The sequence below is a fragment of the Phaeobacter italicus genome (genome assembly GCF_001258055.1).
Classification (GTDB): Bacteria; Pseudomonadota; Alphaproteobacteria; order Rhodobacterales; family Rhodobacteraceae; genus Phaeobacter; species Phaeobacter italicus.
Genome location: NZ_CVRM01000011.1, coordinates 917899 through 937051, shown reverse-complemented (window position 1 = coordinate 937051; position 19153 = coordinate 917899). Strand labels below are relative to the sequence as shown.

The 19153-nt window shown below is 63.4% G+C and carries 22 protein-coding genes; 20 read left to right on the top strand and 2 right to left on the bottom strand.

Annotated elements, in window-relative coordinates; all coding sequences use genetic code 11:
* Nucleotides 1–19 precede the first annotated feature (19 nt).
* Both NIT7645_RS07625 and NIT7645_RS07620 read left to right on the top strand, forming a co-directional pair.
* Entirely contained in the window at nucleotides 20–664 is a 645-nt protein-coding gene (locus NIT7645_RS07625; protein WP_008563136.1) for a hypothetical protein, read from the top strand.
* Between the two features lie 386 nt (nucleotides 665–1050).
* Nucleotides 1051–1626, top strand: a complete 576-nt coding sequence (locus NIT7645_RS07620; protein ID WP_037302800.1) for a YceI family protein — start codon at nucleotides 1051–1053, stop codon at nucleotides 1624–1626.
* A gap of 486 nt (nucleotides 1627–2112) precedes the next feature.
* Here NIT7645_RS07620 and NIT7645_RS07615 read toward each other — a convergent pair whose 3' ends face one another.
* A complete protein-coding gene (locus NIT7645_RS07615) occupies nucleotides 2113–3387 on the bottom strand; it encodes a cytochrome b/b6 domain-containing protein (RefSeq protein WP_037302801.1) in 1275 nt (424 codons plus the stop codon).
* Nucleotides 3388–3571: 184 nt separating this feature from the next.
* Here NIT7645_RS07615 and fabD point away from each other — a divergent pair, with 184 nt between their 5' ends.
* From fabD to NIT7645_RS07600, 3 genes are all read left to right on the top strand, one after another.
* Nucleotides 3572–4507 carry an ACP S-malonyltransferase gene (gene fabD / locus NIT7645_RS07610; protein WP_008559669.1) on the top strand — a complete coding sequence of 312 codons (936 nt, stop codon included), beginning with the start codon at nucleotides 3572–3574 and terminating at the stop codon, nucleotides 4505–4507.
* Between the two features lie 72 nt (nucleotides 4508–4579).
* Nucleotides 4580–5317, top strand: coding sequence for a 3-oxoacyl-ACP reductase FabG (gene fabG / locus NIT7645_RS07605; protein ID WP_008563285.1), 738 nt, complete (start codon nucleotides 4580–4582; stop codon nucleotides 5315–5317).
* 751 nt (nucleotides 5318–6068) lie between these two features.
* Entirely contained in the window at nucleotides 6069–6302 is a 234-nt protein-coding gene (locus tag NIT7645_RS07600) for an acyl carrier protein (protein ID WP_005982462.1), read from the top strand.
* A 146-nt stretch (nucleotides 6303–6448) separates the two neighbouring features.
* Here the strand turns inward: NIT7645_RS07600 and NIT7645_RS07595 are convergent, their stop codons facing one another.
* Nucleotides 6449–7399, bottom strand: a complete 951-nt coding sequence (locus NIT7645_RS07595; protein ID WP_008562848.1) for a PilZ domain-containing protein — start codon at nucleotides 7397–7399, stop codon at nucleotides 6449–6451.
* A gap of 400 nt (nucleotides 7400–7799) precedes the next feature.
* Between NIT7645_RS07595 and fabF the strand changes: the two genes are divergently transcribed.
* The 15 genes from fabF (at nucleotide 7800) to NIT7645_RS07520 (ending at nucleotide 19069) form a co-directional block, all read left to right on the top strand.
* Nucleotides 7800–9065, top strand: a complete 1266-nt coding sequence (fabF, locus tag NIT7645_RS07590) for a beta-ketoacyl-ACP synthase II (protein WP_008561921.1) — start codon at nucleotides 7800–7802, stop codon at nucleotides 9063–9065.
* Nucleotides 9065–10219 (top strand): endolytic transglycosylase MltG, encoded by a 1155-nt coding sequence (gene mltG, locus NIT7645_RS07585; RefSeq protein ID WP_008563272.1) that lies wholly within the window; start codon nucleotides 9065–9067, stop codon nucleotides 10217–10219. The genes fabF and mltG overlap by 1 nt, the downstream gene beginning before the upstream one ends.
* Nucleotides 10220–10452: 233 nt before the next feature.
* On the top strand, nucleotides 10453–10869 hold the full coding sequence (locus NIT7645_RS07580) for a recombinase (RefSeq protein ID WP_242656094.1): 417 nt from the start codon (nucleotides 10453–10455) through the stop codon (nucleotides 10867–10869).
* Nucleotides 10790–12133 (top strand): DNA-packaging protein, encoded by a 1344-nt coding sequence (locus NIT7645_RS07575; RefSeq protein WP_082204841.1) that lies wholly within the window; start codon nucleotides 10790–10792, stop codon nucleotides 12131–12133. The genes NIT7645_RS07580 and NIT7645_RS07575 overlap by 80 nt, the downstream gene beginning before the upstream one ends.
* Nucleotides 12134–12394: 261 nt before the next feature.
* The gene (locus tag NIT7645_RS07570) at nucleotides 12395–13588 is read left to right on the top strand and encodes a phage portal protein (protein ID WP_008560300.1); all 1194 of its coding nucleotides are present in this window, start codon (nucleotides 12395–12397) and stop codon (nucleotides 13586–13588) included.
* Nucleotides 13581–13799, top strand: a complete 219-nt coding sequence (locus tag NIT7645_RS07565; protein ID WP_037302322.1) for a GTA head formation protein, RCAP_rcc01685 family — start codon at nucleotides 13581–13583, stop codon at nucleotides 13797–13799. Before NIT7645_RS07570 ends, NIT7645_RS07565 begins: the two co-directional genes overlap by 8 nt.
* Before the next feature lie 35 nt (nucleotides 13800–13834).
* Nucleotides 13835–14446 carry an HK97 family phage prohead protease gene (locus NIT7645_RS07560; RefSeq protein ID WP_008563011.1) on the top strand — a complete coding sequence of 204 codons (612 nt, stop codon included), beginning with the start codon at nucleotides 13835–13837 and terminating at the stop codon, nucleotides 14444–14446.
* 75 nt (nucleotides 14447–14521) lie between these two features.
* Complete coding sequence (locus NIT7645_RS07555) at nucleotides 14522–15706, top strand: phage major capsid protein (protein ID WP_008563051.1); 1185 nt, start codon at nucleotides 14522–14524, stop codon at nucleotides 15704–15706.
* A gap of 160 nt (nucleotides 15707–15866) precedes the next feature.
* Nucleotides 15867–16484, top strand: a complete 618-nt coding sequence (locus tag NIT7645_RS07550) for a head-tail connector protein (RefSeq protein WP_037302803.1) — start codon at nucleotides 15867–15869, stop codon at nucleotides 16482–16484.
* Between the two features lies 1 nt (nucleotide 16485).
* On the top strand, nucleotides 16486–16854 hold the full coding sequence (locus NIT7645_RS07545) for a head-tail adaptor protein (protein ID WP_008562123.1): 369 nt from the start codon (nucleotides 16486–16488) through the stop codon (nucleotides 16852–16854).
* A complete protein-coding gene (locus NIT7645_RS07540) occupies nucleotides 16851–17258 on the top strand; it encodes a DUF3168 domain-containing protein (RefSeq protein ID WP_037302324.1) in 408 nt (135 codons plus the stop codon). The genes NIT7645_RS07545 and NIT7645_RS07540 overlap by 4 nt, the downstream gene beginning before the upstream one ends.
* 101 nt (nucleotides 17259–17359) lie before the next feature.
* A complete protein-coding gene (locus NIT7645_RS07535; RefSeq protein WP_008560508.1) occupies nucleotides 17360–17773 on the top strand; it encodes a phage major tail protein, TP901-1 family in 414 nt (137 codons plus the stop codon).
* A 53-nt stretch (nucleotides 17774–17826) separates the two neighbouring features.
* On the top strand, nucleotides 17827–18162 hold the full coding sequence (locus tag NIT7645_RS07530) for a gene transfer agent family protein (RefSeq protein WP_008560222.1): 336 nt from the start codon (nucleotides 17827–17829) through the stop codon (nucleotides 18160–18162).
* Nucleotides 18159–18431, top strand: coding sequence for a rcc01693 family protein (locus NIT7645_RS07525; RefSeq protein WP_008560061.1), 273 nt, complete (start codon nucleotides 18159–18161; stop codon nucleotides 18429–18431). The genes NIT7645_RS07530 and NIT7645_RS07525 overlap by 4 nt, the downstream gene beginning before the upstream one ends.
* Entirely contained in the window at nucleotides 18413–19069 is a 657-nt protein-coding gene (locus NIT7645_RS07520) for an RcGTA-type gene transfer agent tail tape measure protein (RefSeq protein WP_008562193.1), read from the top strand. Before NIT7645_RS07525 ends, NIT7645_RS07520 begins: the two co-directional genes overlap by 19 nt.
* Nucleotides 19070–19153 lie beyond the last annotated feature (84 nt).

Genomic DNA, 19153 nt, shown 5'->3' with positions numbered 1-19153 from the left:
GCATGTGAAAGGAAAGCGGATGAGCATTCTGGAACCAAGCGAATTTGGATACCAACCAGTGGGATCTACGCCCAAATCGGCACGCTCATCCAAGCATGCGGCCAGCCGGGTCGACATTCTGCGCCAGCCTGTCGGCCCCCTTGCGGATGCGGCGGCGGCAAATCTTGGGGGCCGCGCCAGCCAGCGGATCGCCCAAATGGCACGGACCGCGCCCATGCATCTGCGACTTCAGGCCAATTGGCAGGTCCGCTCTGTGCTGCTGCGTTTGCTGGGGTTGTCGATGGTGCTCGGCTCCACCGGGCTTTGGCTGATGCCTGACGCCGGGGTCGACCCGCAGATGTCGCTGATCCGGATCGGGATTTCGGTGGCTTTCCTGTTTCTTGGTCTGATCCTGCTCACAACCCACAGCCGCGACCCCCAGCCAGAGGCCTGCTTTGACCCAATCCGCCGCGAACTGCGGATTTTGCGCAAAGGGGCAGATGGAACCCCACGGGTTGTCATGCGCCGCAGCTACCAGAGCCTCGGCGGCGTGCGGCTGAGCGCACGCTCCATCGCGGTTCTGGACGCCGATGGCTCCACCCTGATGGAACTGCCAATCGACAGCAACGAAACCCGGATGCGCCTGCGCGACCAACTAAGCGGGGCGCTTCAGATCGTCAGCTGATTGATCGCTGCGGGGGCGATTTCGGGCAGGGTTGAACCCGTCGATTCCGGCAGGGCAATCCGCACCAGGTTTTAAACCGGGGTCGAAACAGGGTTCTAAACTTGGGGCGAAACTGGGATCCGCACCGGGATCTGCGCCCCGGATCGGAAACGCTGAACTTTTTGAGACGCCTGACCTGCGATCTGACAAGCTGCCTGCACAGGCAGCATCACAGGCGGCATCGCCAATCCGGGCGTTCACATCTGCGCGAGAAAACGCCGAGTGCGGCGGGATGGCTTTGGTTGTTCATTTTAACACAGATAGTGTTGGCTTTTGTGGGCTTCCCTTTTGGGGCCCGTCGCCCTCAACTGTGATCCGATGCAATCTGGTCCAATGGAGCCATTATGATGAAAAATACTCTTTTCGCCGCTGCCCTGATGGGCGCCGCCGCCACCACCGCATTTGCCGCCCCCGAAGCCTACACCCTGGATGCAAGCCACAGCCAGATCGTGTTCAGCTACAACCACCTCGGTTTCTCCACCACCTATGGCATGTTCTCGGGTTTCGAAGGGGAAATCTCCTTTGACCAGGAAAACCCCGAAGCCTCCAGCGTTTCCGTCTCCATGCCAGCACGCTCCATGTTGACCGGTTGGGAAGGCCGCTTTGATCATTTCATGTCCAAGGATTTCTTTGGCGCAGACGATTCTGAAATGATCACCTTCACCTCGACCGGCATCAACGTGACCGGCGAAAACACCGCAGAGATCACCGGCGACCTGACCCTCAATGGCGTCACCAAATCCGTTGTTCTGGACGCCAAGCTGAACCAGACAGGCCAGCACCCGATGGCAGGCAAGCCCTGGGCCGGTTTTGACGCCACCACCACGCTGCTGCGGTCTGACTATGATCTGGGCAAATTCGCCCCCTTCGTCTCTGACGAGGTTGAGGTCAAGATCTCCATCGAGGCGATGAAAGCCGAGTAAGCCCGCCAACCGCAGGCGGGTGCGGCTCAGGCGCCCGCCACGTCAAACCAGAAACCGCTGCTTCGACCGAAGCGGCGGTTTTTTTGTGGGGCAGGTCCTTGCAACCGAAGACGCAGATACCGAAGGCGCAGTTATGGACAGGCAAATGGCTGCGGCGCTGACGGGGCGTTGGATTGGGCCAACTCCCTGAAACAGTTCCGCCTTTATCCGTGCGGGCTCTATCAGTGTGGCCCTGTATCAGTGTGGCCTGTACCAGTACGGCCTGTATCAGATCGCACCCAAGATGTTGAAACATCGCCGCGCTGCCGGATGGCAGAGAAGAAAATCGCCCTCCTGCAATCGTTCAAATGAGAGGAGGGAAAACCCTCGCTGGGGGCTGAGGGCGGGGTTCTGGGGGGGGCGCTGAGGTCCGGGCGCGGCGTGCCTTTGAACGCAAAAGACCCGGCGCATTGCGCCGGGTCCATAAAGCGGGATCTGTGCCCTGAGTTATTCGCTGCGGGTCGCTGTCAGATCGACGGAGATCTGCACCGCATAGGCCAGCGATCCCTCGTCCTGAACGCCCTGACCGATGTTGAAATCAAGCCGGTTGACCTCTGCCGTGCCCGACATGACGGCGGTATCGCCTGAAAGCTCCAGCGTGAAGGGCAGGCTCAGCGGCACCTCCTGGTCGCGAATGCGCAGCGTGCCGTTGGCCACATAACCCTCGGAGAGTTTCTCGATGTCGGCGGCAAACACAGCTGTGGGGTAGGTGGCGCTGTCGAAATAGTCCGGCCCCATTGCCTGATCGGTCACGGTGCCAAGCGACAGGGAGGCAATCGCGATCTCCACCTCGACACGGCCCGCAGGCCCCGGCGTCGCGGGCTCGTCAAAGCGGATGTCTGCCTGCCACTGGCTGAACTCGCCGCTTACGGCGCTGCCCATCTGGGTGATGGAAATGGCAAGCGTGCCGTCCTGAACAGTCCAGTTTCCGGTCGTCGCAGATCCGGCAGGCGCGGTAGGGGCCGGTGCTGTGTCAGCGGGTGCAGACCCCGCCGCCACCGCCGCCCCGTGCGGCGCCTTGGAGTAGACACCAAAGGCGCCACCGCCTGCCAGCACCAGAACCCAGATCGCAAGCGCGACAAAGGCGGGGGCCTTGCTGTGGTCTGCCCCGATCGAGGCGGCATCGACGGTCGGGGCCTTTCCTGGCAGCATTCGGGCCAGGGTGGCGTCCTTGTCGATCACCTGATGTTTCAAAGCCCCGGCAATATGCAGCCCCAGCGCAGCCGCAAGGGTCCAGACGAACAGCCAGTGCAGCCCGCCAAACACATCCGCAACGGCCTGAGATTTCGGCACAAACAGCAGATCCTGCCCAAAGGGCCACCAGATCGGTGCATAGCCCGTTGTGGCGGCGTGGTGGATCCAGCCGCTCAGCGGCGCAAGCACGAGCGACCCATAAAGAAGCCAATGCACCACCTCAGCCGCCAGCACCTCTGCCTTGCGGTCCGGGTGCAGGGGCGCAGGTTTTGGCTGGCGCAGCGCCCAGAGGATGCGCAGCAGCGCGGTGGCAAACAACGCCAGCCCCAGCGTCTTGTGCAGCGAGAACAGCAAAACAGCCCGTGAAATCACCGCCTGATCGCCGTTGAACTCCGGCCCGGTGATCTGATGCGCCAGATCGTTGGCAAAATAGCCCAGCGGAAAGACCGCAAACATCAACAGGGCGGTCAGCCAGTGAAAGGTCTTGGCGACGCTACCATAATAGAGTGAGGAGTTATGTCGGGGCACGGTTCGCACACCTTTTATCTGAGAGAGACATGTCACATCCTATCTGTGCGCTGATGTCACACAACCGCGAACTCTGTCCCTCAGCGCACAGAGCTGGTGCACAGGCGCAAGCCTTTGCTTGTACGCAGCGTCACCTGCGTCTAAACCCCTAGCAACGCATATGTGCAGACAGAAGAGGTCTCAGATGACAATTGCATTCGTGTTTCCCGGCCAGGGCGCGCAGACCATCGGGATGGGTAAGGCTCTCGCAGAGGCCTATCCGGCGGCCAAAGCCGTCTTTGACGAGGTGGACACCGCATTGGGCGAGGCGCTGAGCCAGCTGATCTGGGAAGGGGATATCGAAACCCTGACCCTGACACAGAACGCGCAACCGGCGCTGATGGCCACCTCGCTGGCCGCGATGCGCGCGCTGGAGGCCGAGGGCGTCTCTATCGACAAGGCAGGCTATGTCGCGGGTCACTCGCTGGGCGAATATTCGGCTCTGGCGGCGGCTGGTGCGATTTCTGTTGCCGACACTGCGCGCCTGCTGCGCACCCGTGGTCAGGCCATGCAAAGCGCCGTGCCGGTGGGCGAGGGCGCGATGGCGGCGATCCTTGGTCTTGATCTGGAAGCGGTGCGCGCCGTTGCAGAAGAGGCCGCACAGGGTGAGGTCTGTCAGGCCGCCAATGACAATGACCCGACCCAGGTTGTGGTCTCAGGGGCCAAGGCTGCGGTGGAACGCGCGGCCGAGATCGCAAAGGCCAAGGGGGCCAAACGCGCGGTCATGCTGCCTGTCTCGGCACCGTTTCACTGTGCGCTGATGCAGCCTGCTGCTGATGTGATGGCCGAGGCGCTGGCCGGTGTCGACATCAAATCCCCTGCCGTGCCGCTGATCGCCAATGTGCGCGCCGATGCGGTGAGCGACCCTGCCGAAATCCGCCAGCTGCTGGTGGAACAGGTGACGGGCTCCGTGCGCTGGCGTGAAAGCGTGCAGACCATGGCCGCCAAGGGCGTGAGCGAATTCTGGGAAATCGGCGCGGGCAAGGCGCTGTCTGGTATGATCCGCAAGATCGACCGCAGCCTGACCTGCCGCCAGGTTGGCACCCCCGAGGATGTCGCCGCCGCCACCTCGGCCGAGTAAGGCACGGCCAAACAAACACCTGCGGATCGCGCCCTGGGCCGCGGTCCGATGCAGAACATAAAGGACAAGACAATGTTTGATCTGACAGGAAAGACCGCGCTGATCACGGGCGCTTCGGGTGGTATCGGTGGCGAGATCGCCCGCGCCCTTCATGCCGCAGGCGCAACTGTTGCGCTCTCCGGTACGCGTGAGGCACCGCTGCAGGAGCTGGCGGCAGAACTGGGCGAGCGTGCGCATGTGCTGCCTTGCAACCTTTCGGATGCGGATGCCGTCGAGGCGCTGCCGAAACAGGCAGCAGAGGCAATGGGCTCTGTCGATATCCTGGTCAACAACGCAGGCATCACCCGCGACAACCTGTTCATGCGGATGAAGGATGACGAGTGGAACAGCGTTCTCGACATCAATCTCACCTCCACCATGCGGCTGTGCCGTGGCGTTCTGCGCGGCATGATGAAGGCGCGCTGGGGCCGTATCATCAACATCTCGTCCATCGTGGGCGCAACCGGCAACCCCGGTCAGGGCAACTATGCGGCGGCCAAGGCAGGCATGGTCGGCATGTCCAAATCGCTGGCCTATGAGGTTGCAAACCGTGGCATCACCGTAAATGCCGTTGCACCGGGCTTTATCGCGACAGCCATGACCGACAAGCTGAACGATGCCCAGAAAGATGGGATCCTGACCCAGATCCCGGCGGGTCGTATGGGTTCGCCCGAGGAAATCGCCTCTGCCGTGCTGTATCTTGCAAGCGCAGAGGCCGGGTATGTGACCGGCACCACGCTGCACGTGAACGGCGGCATGGCGATGCTCTGAGGCTTTTGCCTGTCTTGGGCGGCTGCGGTGATGGTGCACCGCGCTTGCCTTGGAATTTGCCCGCAACCAGATGGCTGGTTGCGGTTTTTTTCATGGCCCGCAGCAAGCGCGCCCGCACAGATGGGCGCAGACAGGTGGCCGCAGACAGGAGGGCACGCACAGGCGGGCACAGACAGCGAAAACACAAACGGGCGACGGGGCCAGATTCTCTGGCGGGCTGCGCCGTGCAAGCCCTGCAAGGCGGATATGTCAGGGGAGGTCCTGAGGTGTCTGCCGTGGCCTCTCACCCCGACCCGCGCCGCAATCTGATGCAGGGCGGGAACGCAAAACAACGGGGGTTCCGTCGGGTGACAGGGTGGTTTTCTGATAGGCTGGCCTGTAGGGGCTTGCCCCAAGTTGCGGCGAAGCTCTTGAGTTTGTGCAAAAATCTGCCATCCTCCGCACCGTGGCGCAAAAAACAGGCAGCCGGGACTTGCAGTTCGCGTCCGGGATGGCCAAATGCCCACTCTGCTGCGGCGATTTCCGCTAGGGCAGGTTCGAGGTGGTCGCGCGGCACTGATGCTGCGAAATCGTTTGCCTCAGCGTTCGTCTGTGTTATAGGCGGCGCATCTTTGCCAGCGGTCCCTCTGTTCTGGGGTGCCTTGGCATTCCCGCAGTGCGGGACACAACCGCCCGCTTCGGGCACAACCAAGCCGCCCCGAGCGGGCAAGGGCAGAACCGGGCACATGCCCTGAAATGATGAGGAATTGACATGAGCGACGTCGCAGACCGCGTAAAAAAGATCGTTGTGGAACACCTGGGTGTTGAAGAAGACAAAGTGACCGAAAACGCGTCGTTCATCGACGACCTGGGCGCAGACAGCCTGGACACCGTTGAGCTGGTCATGGCCTTCGAAGAAGAGTTCGGCATCGAGATCCCCGATGACGCGGCAGAGACCATCCAGACCTTTGGCGATGCGGTGAAGTTCATCAGCGAAGCGTCCTGATCCGATTTATCGATCAGAGATTTTCGAACGGCGTCTTCTGCGGAAGGCGCCGTTTTTCTTTGCTTGAGGGCGGTCAGATGCCGCCGCTATCCATGTGCCCGTTTCGCCGGATCCGGGTTCACCTTGCCATCGCTGTCTGATCAGGGTCAGTGGCGGCGTGCGCCCTGTTCGCCCTTGTCCATATCGGCACCATCGCTGGCAATCATCGCCGGGTCCGGATCCGGGGCGTAGGGGTCAAACACCTCTGACAGTTCGTTTTCGGCAATCGCCTCGACTTCGGTGCGCGACAGGATGCGCGAGAATTTGATGCCGAAATGATCGGCATTGACCCACAGGATCCGCCCCTCAAGTCGAGCGGGGTCAACCCCGTCGGGCATCTCCAGCGTGATCTTGGCGCCAACCTGGCTGTTGCAGTGGGCTTCGATCTTGGCGCCTTCCTGGCTGATGTCGAGGATTGCAGCCTCGGTTGCGACACCGCCGTCATGCAGGGTGCATTCCAGCGCACAGGTATAGCGTTTGCGCCGCGCATTCAGCATACGTGTGCGCCGCTCTGTGGCGATGAAGGCAAGGATCGCCAGAACCACCAGCCCCAGCGCGCCCGCGGTTGCCGTGCCTGCAGGAACGCCGCCGATAGACGGCAGCTGGCCGACAACGGTTGTCACGCCTTGCAGCTGGTTTTCATTGTAGCAGGCCGTCAGGGTCAGCGCCTGACGATAGGCGGCCAGGTTGCCATCGGCATTCATCCGCTGCGATGTCTGCAACGCCGCCTGGCGCCCCTGGCTGCGGTCGATCTGCAAGAGGGTGTTCTGCTGGGCGAGCAACCCGTCCGTGTCACGGGTCAGCTGGCCCATGTTGCCGGTGCGCAGCCCATTGTGCAGCTCGCGGCGGGATGTGCCCGCAATCACCCGCTCCATCTGTTGGGCAGTATCGGGGGCAAAGCCGCTTTGCAGGTAGCCGAGATAATTCTCGCTGACAGAGGTGAGGGTCATCAGATCCTCAAACACCTGACAATCAGCCGCCTCTGCGGTGGTGGCGAGTGGTGCAAGGCTTGCGCCTGCGAGCAATGCGGCTGCCACGCCCCGGCGCATCCGCGCCATCAGGCTGCAGCGCCCTTGCAGTGAAAGAGATGAGGTGCACGAGGGGGAGGGGTGTGCCCTCCGCACTCCCCCCCGCAGATACGAACCACGCAAACCGGGAATTTTCCCGCTGAAGTAAGAATGTGTCATCAACAAAGAACCGTCCCAATTTCCGTCATTAGCGATCTGGCGCCCGATCGAGTTTGGCGCCGCAAATCGGCCCGTCTGCGGTCATATGTGCCTGAACGCAGGCAAGGCGCGAAAACAACCGCAAGGTAGCACCCAAGTCTTAATGCCAGCCTAAAGGGTCCGCAGGTCAGCATAAAACCTGTCAGGATCAGGCCGGGGCAGCGGGCTCTTGCACCTTTGCGCCAATCCAAGCTATTTGGGGACAAATTGCCGAGGCAAAGGAGGGCAAGAAATGCGTCGAGTAGTTGTTACCGGACTGGGCTTGGTCACACCGCTGGCCAGCGGCGTCGAAGAAACATGGTCGCGGTTGCTGGACGGGCAGTCCGGCGCGGGGCCGATCACGCATTTTGATGCGGTCGAAAGCGGCGTGGCCACCACCTACGCCTGCGAAGTGCCCCGTGGCGACGGAACCGAAGGCACCTTCAACCCGGATGACTGGGTGGTGAAGAAAGACCAGAAAAAGATTGATGACTTCATCCTTTATGGCATCGCGGCTGCGGAAATGGCGGTCAAGGATGCGGGCTGGACGCCCGAGGACGAAGAGAGCCTGCTGCGCACTGGCGTGATGATCGGCTCTGGCATCGGTGGTCTGTCCTCGATTGCGGACACGGCCGTGATGATCAAGGAAAAAGGCCCCCGTCGGGTATCGCCCTTCTTTATTCCGGGCGCGCTGATCAACCTGATCTCTGGTCAGGTGTCGATCCGTCATGGCTTCAAGGGGCCGAACCATTCGGTTGTGACGGCCTGTTCCACCGGCGCTCATGCGATCGGGGATGCGGCACGTCTGATCCGTTCGGGTGATGCGGATGTCATGGTTGCCGGTGGCGCCGAAGCGGCCATCTGCGAGATCGGCATTGCGGGCTTTAACGCGTGCAAGGCGCTGTCCACCAAACGGGCAGACGACCCCAAGGCGGCATCGCGGCCCTATGATGCGGATCGTGACGGGTTTGTCATGGGCGAGGGTGCGGGCATCGTGGTTCTGGAAGACTACGATCACGCGGTGGCCCGTGGCGCCAAGATCTATGCCGAAGTGCTGGGCTATGGCCTGTCGGGCGATGCCTATCACATCACCGCGCCCTCCGAGGACGGTGAAGGTGGCGAACGCTCCATGCGGGCCGCGCTGAAGAACGCCGGGCTGGAGCCTGCCGACATCGACTATATCAACGCGCATGGCACATCGACCATGGCCGACACCATCGAACTGGGCGCGGTAGAGCGCATGATGGGCGACGCTGCGGGCAAGGTCACCATGTCCTCGACCAAATCCGCCACCGGCCACCTGTTGGGTGCGGCTGGCGCGATCGAGGCGATCTTCTCGATCCTGGCGATCCGCGATCAGGTGGCACCGCCCACCATCAACCTCGACAACCCGGCCGTTGAAACCGCCGTTGACCTGGCCCCCAACGCCAAGCGTGAGCGGGAAATCAACGTGGCGCTGTCCAACTCCTTTGGCTTTGGCGGCACCAACGCATCGGTGATCTTCGGGAAGCCCAAGTGATGTGGCGCAGCCTCGCCTCTAACATGCTGACAGTCCTGGTGGTGATGCTGTTCCTTTTGGGCGGCGTCATCCTCTGGGGCAAGTCGCAATACACCTCCGAAGGCCCGCTGGAGAGCGCGATCTGCCTGCGGGTGCCGTCGGGCACCAACATGACGCGGGTCAGCCGCAATCTGGCAGAGCAGGGCGCCATCAGCTCTGATGCGATGTTTCGCATTGGCGCGCGTTATGCGGACAAGACCAGCCAGTTGAAGGCCGGCAGCTACCTGCTGCAGCCGGGCGTGTCGATGGCAGAGATCACCGATCAGATCACCCGTGGTGGCGCCAGCAGCTGTGGCACCGAAATCGTCTATCGCGTGGGTGTGACCCGCGTGCTGGCAGAGGTGCGCGAGCTGGATCCTGCGACCAACAGCTTTGTCGAACGCGCCGAATTCGTGCCCGGCACTGATGAGGTTCCGGCGATCTACAACGAAAAGAAGGCCGAGGCCGACACCCGGTATCGGATCGCGCTGGCCGAAGGTGTCACCAGCTGGCAGGTGGTCGAGTCGCTCAAGGCGATGGATATCCTGCAAGGGGATCCCGGTGAGCGCCCGGCAGAGGGGCTCTTGGCGCCTGACAGCTACGAAGTGGCCCCCGGCGACAACCGCGCTGACATTCTGGCAGAGATGCAGGAACGTCAGATCCTGCGCATCAACGCCGCCTGGGAATCACGCTCTGATCGGGCTGCGGTCAATTCGCCCGAAGAGATGCTGATCCTTGCCTCGATCATCGAAAAGGAAACCGGCGTTGCAGAGGAACGGCCAGAGGTGGCAGCGGTCTTTACCAACCGCCTCAACCGCGGCATGCGTCTGCAGACGGACCCGACGGTGATCTATGGCGTCACCAAAGGTGAAGGTGTGCTGGGCCGCGGCCTGCGTCAGAGCGAACTGCGCCGCGCAACCCCTTGGAACACCTATGTGATTGAGGGATTGCCACCCACCCCGATTGCCAACCCCGGTCTTGCCAGCCTGCAGGCGGCGGTGAACCCGGCGGACAGCGACTATATCTTCTTTGTGGCCGATGGGACCGGCGGACATGCCTTTGCCGTCACCCTGGAAGAGCACAATCGCAATGTCGCCAAATGGCGCCAGATCGAAGCCGAGCGCAACAACAACTGATGCGCTGTGCATCGTTAAACCATTGGAAAGGGACGCCGTTGCGTCCCTTTTTTTATCTGCGATGCCTGCGCGTCGGGTTAACGACTTGGCAATGGGCTGACAGGAAAACCTAAGTGTTTCAATGCTCTGCGGTCTGTTGCTGGGTCGCTGAATTTGACGGATCTGCCGGGCCATGACAGTCTGATAGGGCAGCAGATCCGGACGGAGGCCCCCAACCAAAGAGGCCCCGACAGATGACAACCTACCACTCCAACAGCGGCCATAGGCCCCCGTCGCGCAGTGCGGCCCCGGCCCATCGCTCTGGGGCGCCCAGCATGCGCCCGGAGCACCGGCTGGCCAAGACCTCCGGCCTGTTGATGTCGCTCCATGATTCCATCGAACGGCTCCGTCAGGAGGCCGAAGCGATGCTCTACCGGTTGCAATGTGACAGCGAAGAAGAGGCGCTCAGCACGCCGCGCATTGCCAAGCTGGAAAGCCTGATCCGTGACAGTCAGAAAGTGGAGAAGACCCTTGTCGAACAAAGCCACGACCACCAGGCCGCTGCCGGTCTCGACCTTGATGCCGCCCGCGATGAAATCGAAAGCCGCCTGTCTCGCCTCGGCGCCAGTCTCGGCGCAGCAGGCCTTTCTGAACGGGCTGAGCGACCATGATCTTGCCGCGATGCCTTATGTCTTTGATCTGTGGTCCCTGCCGCATCAACGCGCCCCGAAAGGAGACTGGCGCAGCTGGGTCATCCTTGGTGGACGCGGCGCAGGAAAGACACGCGCAGGCGCCGAATGGGTGCGTGCGCTGGCCGAAGGGTCAACACCCCTGTCCGCAGGCCGCGCCCGGCGTATCGCCTTGCTTGGGGAAACCTACGATCAGGTGCGCGATGTCATGGTGCAGGGCGACAGTGGCATTCTCGCCTGTACCCCACCAGATCGCCGTCCCCAATGGAAAGCGACGGAGCGGCGGCTGATCTGGCCCAATGGTGCCACCGCGCAGGCCTTTTCCGCCCACGACCCGGAGGCCCTGCGCGGCCCGCAGTTTGACGCTGCCTGGGCGGATGAACTGGCGAAATGGAAGCGCGGGCAGGACAGTTGGGACATGCTGCAGTTTGCGTTGCGACTGGGCACGGATCCGCGCGTCTGTGTCACCACCACGCCGCGCAACGTGTCTGTGCTGCGGGATCTGCTGGCGAGCCCGTCCACCGTGCAGACCCATGCCGCAACAGAGGCCAATCGCGCCAACCTCGCCACCTCCTTCATCGAAGAGGTGCGCAACCGCTACGCGGGCTCACGTCTGGGGCGGCAGGAACTGGATGGGGTCCTTTTGCAGGATGTAGAGGGCGCATTGTGGTGCAACGCCGGTCTGGTGGGCGCGCAGGTGCGCAGCGCCCCGCCGCTGGACCGTGTGGTTGTGGCGGTTGACCCGGCGGTGAGCGCTGGCAAATCCTCTGACGCCTGCGGCATTCTCGTTGTGGGGGCCGTGCTGCAGGGGCCGCCACAGGACTGGCGGGCCTATGTGCTTGCTGATTGCACGGTGCAGGGGGCGCGGCCATTGGTCTGGGCACAGGCCGTGGTGGATGCCGCCCATCGCTTTGATGCGGATCGGGTGGTGGCGGAGGTCAATCAGGGCGGGGCGCTGGTGGAAAGCCTGCTGCGCCAGATTGATCCGCTGGTCCCATTCCGCCCACGTCACGCCGCGCGCAGCAAGGGCGCCCGCGCAGAGCCGGTGGCCGCCCTCTATGAACAGGGGCGGGTCCGCCATCTGCCGGGGCTTGGCGCGCTGGAGGATCAGATGTGTCAGATGACCCCGCGTGGCTATCTCGGGCAGGGCTCCCCGGACCGGCTGGACGCGCTGGTCTGGGCGGTGGACGAACTGCTGCTGACCCCGGCCGCACAGCACCGGATGCCACGAGTTCGGATGATCTGATAGCGACCCGTCCCTGACCCTCTGGCCCTGTGCCTGCACCTCTGGACCTGAGCCTGCCCCGGAACCACGCCTTGAAACGCCCGCCATGCAACGGGCGTTTCATGCGTTTTATCAACGGTTTGGGCCGGGTGTTGCATGGGGTGCGAACGCATCGCTCAAATTTCATTCAAATCTGCGCGGCATAAAGGTCTCACTCAAGACGCAACCGGCTCTCCGGCGATCAGACGCCCCGGACAGCCCGCCCGGCAAAAGGAATGGACCATGGTCTTTGACGTCCTGCGGCGCAAACCCAAGCCCGTTGAAACGAAGACAGCCGCCCCCGCGCGTGTGATCGGCTGGCACGGTGCATCTGCTCCGGGGTGGAGCCCACGGGACGCAGGGGCGCTCACTCGTAATGGCTTTGCTGCCAATCCCGTCGGCTACCGCGCGGTCAAGATGATCGCCGAGGCCGCCGCCGCCCTGCCGCTGGTTCTGCAGGATGACAATCGCCGCTATGACAGCCACCCGATCCTGGCCCTGTTGGACCGCCCCAACTGCGGGCAGGGCCGGGCCGAATTTCTGGAAGCGCTGTTTGGCCATCTGCTGCTGAGCGGCAATGCCTACATCGAAGGCGCGGGCAGTCAGGACATGGCGCAGTCCGCACTGCCGACTGAGCTGCATATCCTGCGCCCCGACCGGATGAGCGTGGTGCCCGGTGCCGATGGCTGGCCGGTGGCCTATGACTACGAGGTTTCGGGTCGCAGGCACCGCTATGATGTGCGCTCTGCCAGCGCGCCCATTTGCCATCTGCGCAGCTTTCACCCTCAGGATGACCACTACGGGTTTTCAGCGATGCAGGCTGCGGCGATGGCGGTGGATGTGCATACGTCGGCGTCGCGCTGGTCAAAGGCGCTCCTCGATAATGCAGCGCGTCCTTCGGGCGCGTTGGTGTGGAGCGGTGGTGACGGCCAGGGCCTGATGGCAGAGGATCAGTTCCGCCGCCTGAGCGAAGAGATCGAGGCCAACTATCAGGGCGCACGCAACGCCGGTCGCCCGATGGTTCTTGAGGGCGGGCTGGACTGGAAGCCGATGGGCTTTTCCCCGTCGGACATGGAATTTCAACAGACCAAAGAGGCCGCCGCCCGCGAGATCGCGTTGGCCTTTGGGGTGCCGCCCATGCTGATGGGGCTGCCGGGGGATGCGACCTATGCCAACTATCAGGAGGCCAACCGCGCCTTTTATCGCCTGACGGTTCTGCCCCTTGTGGCGCGGGTGACGGCGGCGCTGTCGGACTGGTTGTCGCGGGGTGGGGACGCTGCGCTGCGGCTGCGACCCGATCTTGATCAGGTGCCTGCACTTGCCGCCGAACGCGAGGCCCAGTGGCGCCGCGTCAGCAGCGCCGATTTCCTGACCGCCGCCGAAAAACGCAGCCTGCTGGGCCTGCCTCCCATAGCGGAGGGTGCAGGTGATGACTGACCTCAGCCCGCCGCCATTCGAATGCGCCCCCGGTCTGCGCCTCAGCGCCCATGAACGGATTGCAGAGGTGCAGCAGCAGGCCATGACGCGGCGCCAGGAACAGCTGGAAATGATGCTGGAGCGGATGGAGCGGCGGCTTTGGCTGACGGTCTATGGCGTTGCCGCAGTGATCCTTGCCCAGGCGTTTCAGTCCTTTTTGGCAGTGCAGTAATGCACATGGTTTCAATGAGATAACAGGAGAAGGTGATGCAGTTCTGTCCGCATTTGGAACATAAATTCGCACGCTTCGGCAGCGATCTCAGGATTGCAGAGGCGGCGGATGACACGGTGGAAATCACGGGCTATGCCAGCCTGTTTGGTCGTCCCGATCAAGGCGGTGATGTGGTGCGCCCGGGGGCCTATGCCGCCTCTCTCAAGGATCGCGCCGCGCTTGGCTCTTCGGTCAAGATGCTGTGGCAACATGATCCGGCCCAACCGATTGGCGTGTGGGACGAGATCACCGAAGACAGCCGTGGTCTGCATGTGAAAGGCCGCATCCTGACGCGCACCCACAAGGGCGCAGAGGCGGCGGCCCTGATCGCGGCGGGCGCATTGGACGGGCTGTCGATCGGCTATCGCACCCGCAAATCCAGCCCGCGGCCTGGCGGCGGGCGCGAACTGTGCGAGGTGGACCTTTGGGAGGTCTCGCTGGTCACCTTTCCGATGCTGTCATCTGCCCGGCTGAACCGCACGGACACCCAGCAAAAGGCCGCGCGACAGACCACGGAGCCGGACCCGCGCGAAACCCGGCTGTGGCTTGAAATCTGCGAGCTGCTTCGTGGCGCCTGCACTGGCACCACACGGCCCCAACCGGGCTGAGCGCGCTCACAAGCCCCTTCGGATCTGGCGCAATCAGATCCCCATGCTGCCCTGAAACCGCAAAGGACCATCGCGATGACCCACCATCCCCCAACACCGCAGTCGCCCGAAGCCAGCCTGCCACCCCTTCAGGAGGTGAAACAGGCGGTGGGTGAATTCATTCAGGAATTCAACGGCTTCAAAGGTGATGTTGCAGCCCGTTTGAAACAGACAGAGGACCGAATGACCATGCTGGATCGCAAATCCCATACCCCGCAGCGTCCACCGCTTGCCAGTTCCGAAATGGCCGCCGCGCCGCATCAAAAGGCCTTTGATGCCTATCTGCGCTCTGGCGATGATGGCGATCTGCGCGGGCTTGACCTGGATGCCAAAGCCATGAGCACAACCGTCAACGGCGATGGCGGCTATCTGGTCGACCCGCAGACAGCCGAGACGGTGAAATCCGTGCTCAGCAGCACCGCCTCCATCCGCGCCGTTGCGTCGGTGGTGACGGTTGAGGCGACCTCTTATGACGTGCTGATCGACCATGGCGATATCGGTCATGGCTGGGCCAATGAAACCGGCCCCGTGGCCGAAACCGCAACGCCGGTCATCGACCGGGTGACCATTCCGCTACATGAGCTGTCGGCGCTGCCCAAGGCGTCCCAGCGACTGCTGGATGACAGCGCCTTTGACATTGAGGGCTGGCTGGCGGGTCGGATCGCCGACAAATTCTCCCGCGCGGAGGCGGCCGCCTTTATCAACGGCGACGGCAACGACAAACCGACCGGCATTCTGTGGCACCCGACCATCGCCAACAACAGCTGGAGCTGGGGCAACATCGGCTACACGACCACCGGCGTCGAGGGCGACATCGGCAATGGCGATGCGATCATCGAGCTGGTCTATGCGCTGGGGGCGCAGTACCGCGCCAATGCCAGCTTCTTGATGAACTCCAAAACCGCGGGGATCCTGCGCAAGCTGAAGGACGCGGATGGCCGGTTTCTGTGGTCCGATGGTCTCGCCGCGGCAGAGCCTGCGCGGCTGATGGGGTATCGCGTGGTAATTGCCGAGGACATGCCGGACGCCGATGCAAATGCCTTTGCAGTGGCCTTCGGGGATTTTGCGGCAGGCTACACCATTGCCGAACGCCCCGACCTGCGGGTGCTGCGGGATCCCTTCAGCGCCAAGCCCCATGTTCTGTTTTATGCCACCAAACGGGTGGGCGGTGACGTCAGCGACTTTGCCGCGATCAAGCTGCTGAAATTCGGGCTGAGCTGACGCGCAGCCTGATGGCGGGGCACGACCCCGCCACCGGATGCGCGCGATCTGGGCTGGTGGTCTTGCTGCTCCTCCTTCGTCCGTCGCTGGTTCAGCGCGCGCATCCATCCCCCGCTTTTTTTCTGAAAACCGAAACCTGACAACCGTTTGGAGTGTGAAGATGATGTTGAGTGAACTGACACCCATCCCGGAGGAGGTGCTGCCCAAAGAGGCGTTCAAGGCGCATCTGCGGCTGGGGACAGGGTTTGACGAAAGCGGGCTGCAGGATGAGGTTCTGCTGGGCTATCTGCGCGCGGCGATCACCGCGATCGAGGCACGCACCGCCAAGGTGATCCTGGCCCGCGATTTTGCCCTCTTGGTCAGCCGCTGGCAGACACCGGCGGTGGATGTGCTGCCGCTGGCCCCGGTTCAGACCGTGGCAACCCTGACCGCGGTTGACGCCCAGGGCGCAGAGACAGAGATCCCCGCCAGCCACTACCGGCTGGAGCCGGACAGCCATCAGCCGCGCCTATGTGCAACCGGCACCACCCTGCCGGCCATTCCCCGCAACGGACAGATCCGCATTACGCTGCGCGCGGGGCTTGCCGGCAGCTGGGCCGCAGTGCCCGGCGATCTGGCACAGGCGGTCTTGATGCTGGCGGCGCATTACTACGAATACCGCGATGATCTGCGCCTGCAGGGGGGCTGTATGCCCTTTGGCGTCAGCTCCCTGATCGAACGCTATCGCCCGCTGCGGGTGACACTGGGCGCGCGTCCTATCCTGAAAGGAGGGCAGTGACATGGCTGGCAAACCCATCCCCTATCGCGCCCCGTTGAAACCCCGGCTGTCGCGCCGCCTGATGCTCGAAGATCCCCGCCGCACCTCGGATGGCGCGGGCGGTCATGTCGAGGCCTGGCAGGTGCTTGGTGAACATTGGTGCGAGATGCGCGCGCTCAGCGGGCGCAGCACCGATCGGCTGGGCACCAGCCTGTCGCTGCAACGCTACCGCATCACATTGCGCGCGGCTCCGGTGGGCCACAGCGCCAGACCACGCCCGGATCAGCGGTTTCGCGACGGGGGCCGGATCTTTCGCATTGATGCCGTGGCAGAGGGCGACCCCGATCAACGCTACCTGACCTGTTTCGTGACAGAGGAGACCACCGCATGACCTATGCCTTGGCCCTGCCGTTGCAGCAGGCAATCTATCAGCATCTGAGCACTGACGCCGCGCTTGCGGCGCAGGTGGGCACGGCGATCTATGATGCGCTGCCGGCCGGGGCGCTGCCCCAGACCTATGTGACCCTCGGCCCGGAGGATGTGCAGGACCGCTCTGATCGCAGTGGCGCAGGCGCGCGCCATCTGGTCGAGATCGCAATCCACACCGATACCGCAGGCTTCGCCGGGGCAAAGGGCATCGCAGCCACCATCTGCGACAGCCTGGCCGCGGCGCAGCTGACGCTCAGCCGGGGGCGGCTTGTCGGTCTCTGGTTTGACCGGGCCGTCGCCAATCGCACGAAATCCGGGGGCCGCCGCATCGCCCTGCGCTTTGCCGCACGGGTAGAGGACGGCTGACGCCCGCTGCCGGAAACTATGAAATCAAACCAATGGCTTGGCGCTCAATGTTCAGCTGAATTTGGCGCCGGTCAGACATCGCTAGATCAAAGGAGAACACCATGGGTGCCCAGAACGGCAAGGATCTGTTGGTCAAGGTGGATATGACCGCCGATGGCCAGTTCGAAACCATCGCAGGGCTGCGCGCCACGCGTATCAGCTTTAACGCCGAAAGCGTCGATGTCACCAGCCTGGAAAGCCAGGGTGGCTGGCGCGAGCTGCTGGCGGGGGCCGGGGTGCGCTCTGCCAATATTTCGGGCTCGGGTATTTTTCGCGATGCGGGCACGGATGAACGGGCCCGCCAGCTGTTCTTTGACGGGCTGACACCCGCCTTTCAGGTGATCATCCCGGATTTCGGCATCGTCGAGGGCCCGTTTCAGGTGACGGCGCTGGAATATGCAGGCAGCCACAACGGCGAAGCCACCTATGAGCTTTCGCTGGCCAGTGCCGGTGCGCTGGTCTTTACGGCGATTTGATGGGGGCCGGCATGGATCAGACAGCCCCCCGTAGCTTCGCCGCCCACAGGTTTATGTCCGCTGGGACACAGGCCAATCCCCACGCCGGAGAGGTCGCGCTGGAGATCAATGGCGTGGTGCATGTGCTGCGCCTGACGCTGGGTGCGCTGGCCGCGCTTGAGGCGCAGCTGGAGGAACCCTCTCTCATCGCGCTGGTTGCTCGGTTCGAAGAGGGTCGGTTTTCTGCCACCGATGTGCTGGCGCTTTTGGTGGCGGGGCTTCAGGGCGGTGGCCAGCCGCTTGATGCGGTCACTCTTGCCGAGGCCGAGATCACCGGCGGCCCTGTCCGTGCGGCGCAGGTTGCGGCCCAGCTGCTGGCGTTGAGCTTTGGCACCGGGGCAGCGGCATGAATGACGCCCGCGATGCACCGGCCCTGGACTGGCGTGCGCTGATGCGGGCGGGCCTGTGTCACCTGCGTCTGCCCCCTGCGGTGTTCTGGGCGCTGACCCCGGCAGAGCTGCGGCTGATGCTGGGGCAGGACAGCGGCGACAGGCCGCTGGCGCGCGACGGGCTGCAGGCGTTGATGCGCGCCTTTCCGGACGCAGCCCAAATGGATGATGACCCCGACCGCGATACCACACCACGAAAGGAGCCCGAGACATGGCCGACAGCGACTTGAGCGAGCTGGAACAGCGCAGTGATGCCCTTGGGGCAGCGCTGGGGGATGCGGCCTCTATGGCGGCAAGTTTCGATGCAGAGCTGCGCCGGGTGCGCGCGGCCTTTGCTGCCACCCAGCAGGATGCCCAGACCCTGGAACGCGGCATGTCCAAGGGGCTGCGCCGCGCCTTTGACGGGGTGGTCTTTGACGGCATGAAGCTGTCGGACGCGCTGGACACAATGGCGCGTTCGATGATCCAGACCACCTATTCCGCCGCCATCAAGCCCGTGACCCAACACGTCGGCGGGCTGCTGTCTGATGGCATGCAGTCGCTGGTTGGCGGTTTGCTGCCTTTTGCGGACGGGGCGGCGTTTTCGCAGGGGCGCGTGATGCCCTTTGCCCGTGGGGGCGTGGTTTCGGGGCCTGTGTCCTTTCCCATGCGCGGCGGAACCGGGTTGATGGGCGAAGCCGGACCCGAGGCGATCCTGCCGCTTGCGCGCACGGCGGATGGCGCGCTTGGAGTGCGGGCCGGGGGCGGTGGCACAACGCAGGTGGTGATGAACATTCAGACGCCCGATGTGCAGGGGTTTCAGCGCAGTCAGGGCCAGATCGCCGCCCAGCTGAGCCGCGCCCTGAGCCGGGGCAGTCGAAACCGCTAGCCTGCCAGATACGGCCCAAACTGCACGGCCCGGTCACCGCCCGGCCACCGCCCGGTCGCGGGCTTGCCCCTTCTTTCCACCGTA